We start from the raw sequence: 11598 nt of genomic DNA on the forward strand, positions 1-11598 counted from the left end.
CTCCGCTAAAAAACAGCCATGATTAAAAAATCGTTACTCTAAATCCCGGATTCAGGAATGATTCACGAGGCGTATAATCTAGCGTCTGACCTTTCCAGTTCGTCACGTGAGCACCAGCAGCAATGGCTATAGCGTGACCCGCCGCAGTATCCCAGATATGAGTGGGCCCAAAGCGAGGATAAAGTTGCGCTTTTCCTTCCGCCACCAAACAGAACTTTAGTGAAGACCCTACAGAAACCGTCTGATGTTCACCTAATTGATTGAGATAATCTTCTAATTCTGTATCCATATGAGAGCGGCTAACAACGACCATTGGTGGATTAGCATCACGAATCTTAATCGGCAAACATTGACCTCCACAGGCTTTTTTCCATGCCTGCCGCCCTTGCCCGGAATAAAGCGTATCCTGCACAGGAGCATATATAACGCCCATCACAGGAACGCCCTCATCAATCAAGGCGATATTAACCGTAAATTCACCGTTACGATTAATAAATTCCTTGGTACCATCCAGAGGATCAACTAACCAATAGCGCTTCCAATCACGCCTCTCTTCCCAAGTAGGAAGCTCTTCTTCCGACAACAGTGGAATTTCTGGGGCGATACGGGATAATCCGGCTTTAATTATTTTATGAGCCACAATATCAGCCATAGTAACCGGTGAATCATCTTGCTTATGATCAACTTTCAGGGGATGTTCATCCTGATAAATTGTCATAATAGCCGCACCAGCTTCCTGAGCCAGTTGGCAGATTTGTTCTAGCATCACACACCTCTGCGGTTAGTCATCTGTTATCATTTTATACCCGTTATCTTTCAAATTGCCTCTTTGTTGGCTGCACTCGCTCACTCCCGGTCACATAGTTTGCTATGCTCCCGGGGATTCACTCCCTTGCCGCCGCGATGCATCTTGAAATCCATAGGGTATAGACTATATTACCAATTGATCTTTTTATTGGAACGATAAGAATTTTATTACCACTCCTAAAATAAAAACAGCCGGATATACCTGCTCAAGTTATTGACAATCTGATGCAATCACTGTGATCTTCATGTTCTCACCAAACACTTTTGCCCAATATGATGCCGTCATCCAACCCGCTGTACCACCAACAATTCATCTAAGCAAGCATTAAACCTTCAAGATATTTGACCGCATTGTGATCAATCAGACATTCGCACGGTTCATCCATCACACCCAGCGCCGTATTCGGGAGCATTTCAGTGATAGCTCAAGAAGAAGTGCATTCATTTCCACCAGGCTTTTGGCAATAAAAGCGTTTTTCTGGACCATATTCCTAACATCAGGAGAATTCAAAAATTATTTTCGGGCAGTTTCATTCTCAATTAGATAACGTAACGAGCTTATCAGATGGAAAGTTTCCATCGATTTAATCACCGAGACATCGGTTGGTAAATACGGTGAGAAAAATAGGATATTAATAATGATATTTCAATTGTATTCATTTCCTTTATATCAAGATAATTTCCTGGCTTATTAATCCGCCAGACCTTTCATAATCGTTGATACAATAAAGTATCCATGCTATTCTTAAATATATTTAATAAATCAATATTGTTTTTATAATAAAAACAAACAAAATATTGTTTATTTGTCACTAAAGTTATTAAAAAAATAAAAAATGCTCGAAAGACTGAAACTCAGCCAAAGGTAAAGTAAATAAGTGCTAACAAGCTAAAGGAGACAGTGAAACCTAATCTTGCCAATGCAAAACGGCATTATGAACACGGTTAAGATTAGAGAGAATCCAAATGCTGGTGGCAATGACACAGAATAGCTAGGAAGATAGTGGGCCAAAGATCTTATTTAAAGAAATAATTAGGAAATTGAGGGAAAGCCAGTTCATCGGCAACATCCTAGCTGAAATTTTCGATGGTTTGAAAATACCCCCATTTTTTAAATGGGTTTGTCAGTAGTCTGAGACGAATATACCGGCTATTTTTTTAAACCTACTTGTGGATAAAACTTACAGAATATCCAACAATTCTACCTCGAAAATCAGAGTGCTATATGGGGGAATCGATGCACCGGCACCACGCTCGCCATAAGCCAAATTATAAGGGATATAAAGTTCCCATTTAGAACCGACAGGCATCAACGTCAATGCTTCAATCCATCCAGCAATCACCCCATTCACAGGAAATTCAGCAGGTTCACCACGCTGTACTGAGCTGTCAAACACGGTGCCATCAATCAGACGCCCCGTGTAATGGACACGCACGTGGTCAGTATGGGCAGGAATTGCACCATCACCCTGTTTTAGTACAGAGAACTGTAAACCAGATTCTGTCGTGCTTATACCGTCACGCTGAGCATTTTCTGCCAGAAATTTCTGTCCCTCTTCTGCCATAACTTGCTGACGTTCACGACGCACACCATCTGCACGTTCATGCATTTCACGTAAGGCACGATGCAATATATCGACCGGCACCGCTGGAGAATGATTTTCCAGCGCATCGCATAACCCCGCTAACAACGCTTCAGGTTCCAGACCTTGCAGGCCAGACTCCAGTAATTGCTGACCAACTTGCAAGCCAACCCCATAACTTGCTTGTGCTTCGATAGAGTCAAAAGAAAGTTTTGCCATGAAAATACCTGTGATCAAATTAAATTAGACCTGTAAGCATAACAGCGCGATGCAGCAGGGTAAACCGAAGATGTCACCAGGAAAATACATGTCGCCCCAATATATAAGCGCTAATAATAGATATAATTCTAAGTAGCATATTTATTTCTTAAAGGTTACAATATAAAAATTCAATTTTTTAAAATTTTTACTTATAATTGATTATATGAATAAAATATTTTTTATATAAAATTAATTTTATTGCAAATATTATATGATGAGGAAAATCTTATGAACACATCATTTAATGAAATTTTATCAGAAATTAAAAAGTCCAAAACCATGCCTGAATTAGAAAAGAGGCTATTAAACGCGATAAACTATCTGGGTTTTGAATTCTACTCAATTTATCAGGAAGAAAAATATCCATTCACGACAAAAAAATATGTTCTAATAACCAACCTAAATATAGAAACTGCAAGTAATTATAATCAAGATAATAATCATGACAGCGACCAATTAATGAATGGTGATTACACTTTCTCTATTCCGTCAGTTTGTAATGATAAAATATCAAAAGACACTGATTTTACGATTGAAAAATCAAATTCAAATAAAAATGAAGTCAAAAATAGTCTTTCAATCAAAATTAAAGGTTATCATGGAGAAAGGTCGATTTTTTCAGTTGCCAGAAAAGAAGGCACTATTTCCCATAATGAAATACTTAATAAAGCAGGAGTATTAGGCATATTGGCAAATGAATGCATAAAAACATTTAATAACCTAAAAAATAAAAAGGATAAAATCATTATTCCAACGCTCTCTACCAGAGAAGTTGAAGTCATAAGATGGACTTGTGAGGGAAAAACTTCTGCTGAAATAGCCGATATACTGGATATTTCAACAAGAACAGTTAATTTCCACATTAACAATGTTATGGAGAAATTAGTGGTTCCCAATAAAGTTGCAGCAGTTGCTAAAGCAATAGCATATAATCTAATCATATAACAATTAGAGCCCAAATAAGGCTCTAACCACACGAAATTATAAAATATAATTAGACAATATATCCCTCCATGCATCATTAATTTCATTCATCAGGGATTCACATTTGACGTGCTCATCATTAATATGCACACAAACATAACCACAGAAATCATTATTGCTTTTTGGTGTTTCATAAACCGGTGAATTCTTATCTAAATTAATTTTTATTGCAATAATTTCGTAATATAATTTACTCAAAATATTATCAACAGATGCTAATAACACTTCATTAATTTCTGTTTGATCGAATTTATCATTAATTTTGCCGTCTTTACCTGCCAGTAAATTAATCAAAAATGCTCTTCCCTTTGCTTCTGGCAATATCATTCGATCACTAAATCCTTTGACTAAATGGTCAACCCAAATTTCCTGCAAGCTTATACCATATACCCGGTTAGCCATATCCCAAATACGCATACCCGCGGGTCTACGATTAGTTTCAACCAGAAAAGTTTCTCCCGTTTTACTATCTTGCTTAATCTCATTATGGAATGCGCCAAAAGTCTGCCCTGAAATCAGATTCATTGCCTGCCCTGCTTTATGTAATGCAATCGTATTTCTGCCATCACATTGCGCCGGAACTATTTGCCCTATTTCAACAGGAAATTCCCCTTTCTGGGAAACTTTTTGCGTTAAAAATGCCATACAACCAATACCATCGTACGAATATTCTGTATCGAAAATAATAAGTTCTTCTGCAAGAATTTGATTACCACCAGATTGCTCAACAGATTGAGCAAAAGCCGTTGGGATTTTACTTCTATCTTTAACCGCTACCACGCCTACATTTGCCCGACCACAATTAGGCTTAATAATCACACCATACGGAACAGAATCATAAAACTCTTCTAGCTCTTTAATCTCATTAATGAAAGTATATCGAGGCGTTTTAATATGTTGTGCCGCAAGCAACGGTAATATTCGAGTTTCTTGTTGACGAAATTGATATTTCTCAATACCTGCGAAACTTAATTTGGGATCATCACCATAAACGTTTAATTTCTTCGCGATAACAGCCGCATACCCAGATACCGCATCCATAAAAGGAAGAATACCAGCACATGTCATATTAAGTTCAGCAAGAACGGTCATCACACGATCAACATAATTGTCATCAACATAATTTTCTGTTCGTACAGGAATATGATAGACAAATGGTGTAACATTTTTTTCCTCACCGGACAACATATCGCTAATAATCACCAACTCAAGGGAGTAATTATATCGAATATAGTCACGAATATTGACGATTTCATTCAGCCTTGCCGGAAGATAATCAAGCACTAACAAATATTTTTTCGAACTCATATTTCCTCCATTATTGACTATTATGCAGATTAAATTTAAGCGAACGATAAGGGTTAATAATAATAAACATCAATAAAACAAATGCAGAGAATATCAGATAAATACTATTGTAGGAAAAATAGTTCAGTAAATTAGCACAAATAAAACTGGTTAAAGGTGTCGCTAACTGATTCAAAACCAGCACCACACCAAGATACTGAGAAAAACGCTGCTTCGGAATAAGACTTGCTCGATAAGAGCGGGAAAAAAGATTAAAACAACCTTCCGAACCAATAACCAGTAAGAAACCTAATGTGTAAACCACAAATAACGGCCCAGTAGCAAACAGTGTCAGACCACATAACGCAATCAGAAAAGCCGTTACACCAACGATACGTACATCAAAAATCCGGCACAATTTTGGCGCAATAAAAAAAACACAACAATTCACCAGCCCCGCATAAGCCAAAAGCTGAGCATAACTCCCTTTCGGCTGTGAAAAAACACTGGTGATAACATAAACTGCCGTTGACAAAATAGCACCTTGCATCACATTCATCAGGAATGTCAGGCTAATGACGCGTAACAAGGGTGGATTTTCCATCAAGAACTTAAAAATGGCCGGCAGATTATACCCTTCTCTATTAGCGCGTTCTTCAATCCTGTTTTTCCTTTGTAGCTGAAACCATATCAAGCTACTAATCAGGAAAGGAAAAAATGCAAATGCAAATACCGCATAAACACTGAATTTATAAACCAGCACGCCGACAACCGCCGGGGCTGCAATATAGGTAAACTGTTCAACAAATTGTAAACGAGAGTTAACCGAAGGTAATTCTATTGCACTCATGTTTTTAGAGACAAAACCTTCAAGGTTGACATATCCCGCCCCGCTAAAAAAGGATAAAACACATGAGAGAGAAATAATGATATATACGATGCTATTATCAGAATATATAAATGAAAGGATAAAAAGAAATAAGCAAACTAATGATCGAAGAATATCACTCAGGAATAACATAACCAAAGTATGCATCCTGTCCCCCATCCAACCAGAAATAGGGAGAGAAATCACTCTGAATAGCCGTTCAAGCCCAAAAGCAAAAGATGAAAGTGAAGCACTATTAGTTGAGGTATATACTAATACAGGCACAGCGAACATAACAAATGCCTCTGAAAAAACAGAAAAAAATCGAGCCAGTATGATCTTATGTATCATTAATATTACCTCAACCTTATTATACCCGTTATCTTTCAAGTTGCCTCTTTGTTGGCTGCACTCGCTCACCCCGGTCACATCGTTATCTATGCTCCCGGGGATTCACTCCCTTGCCGTCGCGATCCATCTTGAAATCCATAAAGGGTATATCTATCCCATTAAACTATTGTATTTATCAATTTGAAACTGAGCAATGCCCAAATTGATTTCATCAATTACACCTACTGGGATAGACGTTTACTCTGCAATAATTAATGAATCGATTTAATCAAATAATTCCCCAAAACTAAATAATCAATATTAGTTTTCATGAAAGTTTTAATAGCATCTTCCGGTGAACAAACAATCGGTTCGCTATCATTATAAGAGGTGTTCAGCAACAAAGGCACACCGGTTTTCCGATAAAATGCCTCAATCAACTGGGCATAATCTGGATTTGATGCACTATCTACCACCTGAACTCTGGCAGTACCATCTTCGTGAACCACTGCCGGAATTTTCGATGCTTTATCCACTTTAGCATCCATCGCTAACAACATATATTTTGCAGCTTCCGGTAATTCCTTCCGAACATGGAACCAATCAGCAACATGTTGACGCAATACACTAGGCGCAAATGGCCTAAACATTTCACGATGTTTAACTTTACGATTCATTAAATCGCGAATATCTTTATTTCTTGGATCAGCCAACAAACTACGATTACCTAATGCCCGCGGCCCAAATTCCATCCTCCCCTGGAACCAGCCAACGACATTATTTTCAGCCAGCAAGCCTGCGACAACTTCATGAATATTCTCTTCATATGTCCAGTCCAAACCGTGGGCCTTCAAACTACGCTGGTAATCATCTTCACTATATTCCAGACCCCAATAGGTATGAGTCAGAGGATAGCGCTGATTATTTTCAAGAATATGATGCCAAATAAATAGGGCGGCACCTGTGGCAGTCCCGGCATCATGTGCAGCAGGCTGAACAAAGATATCTTCGATATCCAACTCTTCATATAATCGTTTATTCGTTATGCAATTCAATGCAACGCCACCTGCAAGGCAGAGTTTATTCGTTGCTGTTTCCTGCAAATAATGATGAGCCATATTTAACACTATTTCATCAGTTATTTGCTGGAGAGAAGCAGCAATATCATAATATTCCTGCGCTACCTCTCCACCGGGAACTCTTTTCTCAATACCAAACAAAGATTCTAATTTAGAAAAGTCTTGGCTGCGGAAATTGAGAATGGTGTTATCGATAGTAAACTCACCTTTCTCATAAATTTTGACAAGTTGTTGGAACGCCGGCATAAAACCTTCAGGCTTACCATAAGCAGACATTCCCATCACCTTACAGGCATCGTATACAGAGAAGCCCAGGAATTCTGCCAATTTCTCCCACATAAAACCGATTGAATTAGGGTATTCAATAGTTTTAATTTTTTTCAGACTATTGCCATCGCCCAGATATACCCCTGCGGTATTATCCTCTCCCACACCATCAAGTGATAAAGTTAACGCTTTATCAAATGGCGAAACAAAATAAGCAGATGCCGCATGAGCTGTGTGATGAGGAACCCAATGAAATTGACCACGGAATCCCATTGATTGTAAAATTTCTGGTACTGAAGTGGTTTTACGATAAAAAATGGACTCACCCGATACACTTCCCCAATTGCCTTCACTGGTGACTTCATCAATAAAGACTGATTTTCTTCGCTCTATCGGATCAATAGAAAACCCAATATGACTCACATCTTCCAAGCGAATACCCGCAAAGTCTAATGCAACTTCAATGGAAGCCAATGGCAGTTCATCAGGATTATCAACATTTGCTGGTTTTCCGTGTTTTCTTCTATTGAGACGCTCTTCTTCAATGGCAAAAATAGTTTCTCCATCTTTTAATAAGCAAACTGCTGATTCATGGTAAACTGAATTTATACCTAAAATATACATGACTTATTATCCTCCCATTATAATTATTTAACTTTTAATACTAAGCAACGCAGACTACCACCACTCTTTAAGAATTCACTCATATCGCATTTAATGACATTATAACCATAATTATTTAATTGACGTTCAACCTCTATAGAACAATCATGCATGAGAATATCTTTACCTATTGGGATATTATTACAGACAAATAATTCCTTAGCATCATGTTCTGATATTGAGATCCGGCGTTCAAATGTTTCAGCAATATAATTCTGGCTCTCTTTAGTAAATGCTTCTGGGTAGTAAATAACTGTATCTTTGTCAATAAACGAGAATGCCAGAGCCACATGAAAGAAAGTCTTATCCTGAATATGCAGTTCACCTTTAACTTCAAGTTCTGGATAAACTTTCTGAATTGTATTTATTGCTTCTTTATCTGAGCGAGGACCATAACCAAATATGATGTCATTATCCCAATAGATAACATCTCCAAGCCCTTCAAAATAGATATCTTCATCAACACGATGTATCTCATAACCTAGATTTTCCAGATAATCGATATAGTGCTGGCTTTCCCCCTGGCGTTCAGCGTGTCGGAAATTACTCGCAAGGAATTTATTATTATGCACCATGCCACAATCACCTGAGAAAGTCATATCAGGCAAACCATTAACAGGCTCGATAGTGCGAATAGTGATACCACGTTCAGTCAACCGTTCATAAAGAAAATCCCATTGTTGCTGTGCCAATTCTTTATTGACTCTATTATTAGGGTCCATCCAATCATTAATAACGTATTCAATATCATAAAAATCCGGTTTACACATTAATAATTCTTTAATCATAATTTTTGCCTCATCTTAGATTTAGCACTTTGCTTAGTATGAATATTAAATATTTTTGCAAATCCCTCTGCATCGTTTTGACTATATAAATGCCCACAATTATATATTGCTAAATTATCATCATAGATAGTTGTCTTTGAAGTACGGGAACAAACATTGGCATATTTATAACCTAATTCAAGCTTAATCTCACCATTGACATGTTGATTCATGCTATCAATAAAGTGGTTTAAATGAGTTAATAAGGGATCATACCAAAGCCCAGAATAAACTAATTCAACCCATTTTTTATCAACTATCTCTTTAAACCAATTTTCGTGACGATTACTACAATAACATTCTAAATCACGATGGGCGGTAATTAAGATATGTGCGGCAGGTGATTGATAAATTGCGCGTGTTTTCAAACCGACAATGCCATCTTCAACAATATCAAAAATACCAATTGATAGTTTTTTACCAATCTCATTTAATATTTCAATAATTTCATATAATGATTTCTTTTCGCCGTCAATCGATATCGGTATACCATTCTCAAAACCTAATGACAAAAATATTGGCTCAGTGGCTGATAGTGCATGCTCAAATAATTTCTCTCTGGCATCTTCAGGAATTAATGCTTCTGGTTCTGCCAACGGACCACATTCGACACTTAATCCCCATATATTTTCACTAGTAGAATAAGGGTTATTACAACCAAATTCTTGAGGAATACCATATTTCATCGCATAACTATTTACAATATTTTCGTCGTATTTAAAATCTCTCAACGAAGCAATAGGTATTTTATTCAGAATTTCTATATTCATATCCATTCTGACTTGATCATTACCTCTGAATTGATGAGCAATATAATCAATATTGAGCTCATTGGCAACTTCAACTGCTGCCTCAGCAATCGCAGGCCGGGAAAGTGCAGCACTGAGAAAATAACCATTTTGATAAATAGCATTCGCTTTTATCGCTTTTTTAAGGAAGTGTTCAGCATATTGCGCTCGATAATCTTTATAGATAAATTTATCAGCACCTGCAACCATGCATTCTAATTCAATATCTTCAATATCTCTTACCTGCCCTTCATCAATATAAAGAGCAATTACCTCTCTATATTCAGATTTAAGACTTCTTATGATAAGAGGATTATAGAGGCGATTATAGTAAATCACCAAAACGCGATCAGAACTCATTTAATACGCACCCCATGTTTGTAATAATTTCTTCTAATTGAGGTTCTGTTTTACTTTCCTCAATTAATTCTGAGAAATTATTTTCAAATAACCAAGCATCATTATAAATTGTGTCGATATAACGTTCTCCACTATCAGGAATAATGACAACAATATTATCGCCAGGTTTAAAATCATCCAGGCAATTTAATGCTGCGCTTACCGCACAACCTCCCGTTCCACCAATTAAAATACCTTCATTTCTGGCTAACTTTCTTGCTACTCGGAATGCATCAATATCTGCAACTTTCAAGGTAATATCGATATTGGTACGATCCAAAATAGAAGGTATAAACGCTAATCCTGCACCTTGTACCAGATATTTTCCTGGTTCACCACCGAAAATAATTGACCCCACGGGTTCAACACCATAAATTCGCACCTGTGGATCTTTCTCTTTCAAATAACGGGAAATTCCAGTCAGTGTTCCACAACTTCCTGCTGTCGCAAAACAAGCTGTCAAATTATTGCCAAAGATTTCATACAACTCACGCCCCGTGGAACGATAATGCTCATCAGGATTAACCTGATTTTCAAATTGCATAGGGCTAAACGCATTCGGATAGACTTTTATAATCTCTTTAGTTAAATCAATGCGATATTTGACAGTATCTTTTCCCGCTTCAAATTCTGGTAGGAAAATAATTTCCGCACCAAATGCTTTTATTTTATCGCGTTTTGCTGCCGGCACCATGCGATCTAAAACCGCAATAAATCGATAACCTTTAACAGCACACGCCATTGCCAGACCAATTGCCGTATTCCCCGATGATGGCTCAATCACCACCATTCCCGGTCTTAATTCTCCCTGAGCCTCAGCCCTTTCCAACATAGCAACTGCAATACGATCTTTAATACTCCCACCGGGGTTAATATTCTCCATTTTGAGAAAGACATTAATACCTTTAGTATATCTACCATTCAACATAACTACTGGAGTATTACCTATAGTTTGTAATATGTTTTTACTAAGATTCATACCAGCTTTATCCCTTATGTCTAGGTTAATATGAAGAACATATAATGATGACAAGGTATTTTTATTAACAAATAAATAAATCAATTAAACATCTAATATACCTATTAATTTATTAATGAAACCATTCAATTTACCAATAACTATGGAGAATAAACTCATACCTATTAACAATAAGCGCATTCATTTGTGTTCTCACACAAGGGTTAATTAACAAAAATTATAATTATAAAATTACACTTAAAAGTCTACTGTCAACTCTGACAGTTATATCAATAAAACCCCATATAAATTTTTGATATTATTATTTAATAATAAGGATATATATTGATATTATTAAATATTCTTATGTGGCGGATTCGACTAATAAGTGCAATTTTTCAGAAGGGCGGTCAGTTGCTATAGTAGGCATCTTTCTCGCCAAAGGAAAATGCACTATGGCCTATACACAACTGACCGAAACAGAAAGATACCAGATT

At 37.0% G+C, this 11598-nt stretch carries 10 protein-coding genes; 1 reads left to right on the plus strand and 9 read right to left on the minus strand.

The window, feature by feature from the left end; genetic code table 11:
- Positions 1–22: 22 nt before the first annotated feature.
- The 3 genes from cysQ to AACQ38_RS13460 all read right to left on the minus strand — a co-directional run bounded on the left by cysQ (position 23) and on the right by AACQ38_RS13460 (position 2609).
- The gene (gene cysQ / locus AACQ38_RS13455; RefSeq protein WP_011148635.1) at positions 23–766 is read right to left on the minus strand and encodes a 3'(2'),5'-bisphosphate nucleotidase CysQ; all 744 of its coding nucleotides are present in this window, start codon (positions 764–766) and stop codon (positions 23–25) included.
- Between the two features lie 252 nt (positions 767–1018).
- Positions 1019–1117, minus strand: a complete 99-nt coding sequence (locus tag AACQ38_RS24110) for a tryptophan 7-halogenase (RefSeq protein ID WP_369931556.1) — start codon at positions 1115–1117, stop codon at positions 1019–1021.
- Positions 1118–1988: 871 nt separating this feature from the next.
- Entirely contained in the window at positions 1989–2609 is a 621-nt protein-coding gene (locus tag AACQ38_RS13460) for a peptidylprolyl isomerase (RefSeq protein ID WP_011148636.1), read from the minus strand.
- Between the two features lie 270 nt (positions 2610–2879).
- On the opposite strand from AACQ38_RS13460, the gene AACQ38_RS13465 reads away from it, so the two are divergent.
- Positions 2880–3596, plus strand: coding sequence for a helix-turn-helix domain-containing protein (locus tag AACQ38_RS13465; RefSeq protein ID WP_165578335.1), 717 nt, complete (start codon positions 2880–2882; stop codon positions 3594–3596).
- A gap of 36 nt (positions 3597–3632) precedes the next feature.
- Here the strand turns inward: AACQ38_RS13465 and AACQ38_RS13470 are convergent, their stop codons facing one another.
- The 6 genes from AACQ38_RS13470 to AACQ38_RS13495 all read right to left on the minus strand — a co-directional run bounded on the left by AACQ38_RS13470 (position 3633) and on the right by AACQ38_RS13495 (position 11206).
- A complete protein-coding gene (locus tag AACQ38_RS13470) occupies positions 3633–4943 on the minus strand; it encodes an ATP-grasp domain-containing protein (RefSeq protein WP_011148638.1) in 1311 nt (436 codons plus the stop codon).
- Between the two features lie 10 nt (positions 4944–4953).
- Complete coding sequence (locus tag AACQ38_RS13475; protein ID WP_240002195.1) at positions 4954–6219, minus strand: MFS transporter; 1266 nt, start codon at positions 6217–6219, stop codon at positions 4954–4956.
- Between the two features lie 173 nt (positions 6220–6392).
- Positions 6393–8090 carry a carbamoyltransferase family protein gene (locus AACQ38_RS13480; protein WP_011148640.1) on the minus strand — a complete coding sequence of 566 codons (1698 nt, stop codon included), beginning with the start codon at positions 8088–8090 and terminating at the stop codon, positions 6393–6395.
- 23 nt (positions 8091–8113) lie between these two features.
- Positions 8114–8917 (minus strand): dimethylarginine dimethylaminohydrolase family protein, encoded by an 804-nt coding sequence (locus AACQ38_RS13485; protein WP_165578336.1) that lies wholly within the window; start codon positions 8915–8917, stop codon positions 8114–8116.
- A complete protein-coding gene (gene argG / locus AACQ38_RS13490) occupies positions 8914–10104 on the minus strand; it encodes an argininosuccinate synthase (protein WP_165578337.1) in 1191 nt (396 codons plus the stop codon). Before argG ends, AACQ38_RS13485 begins: the two co-directional genes overlap by 4 nt.
- Entirely contained in the window at positions 10094–11206 is a 1113-nt protein-coding gene (locus tag AACQ38_RS13495; RefSeq protein ID WP_242685590.1) for a PLP-dependent cysteine synthase family protein, read from the minus strand. Before AACQ38_RS13495 ends, argG begins: the two co-directional genes overlap by 11 nt.
- Positions 11207–11598 lie beyond the last annotated feature (392 nt).

It is taken from the genome of Photorhabdus sp. RW14-46 (genome assembly GCF_963887965.1).
Lineage (GTDB): Bacteria > Pseudomonadota > Gammaproteobacteria > Enterobacterales > Enterobacteriaceae > Photorhabdus > Photorhabdus laumondii.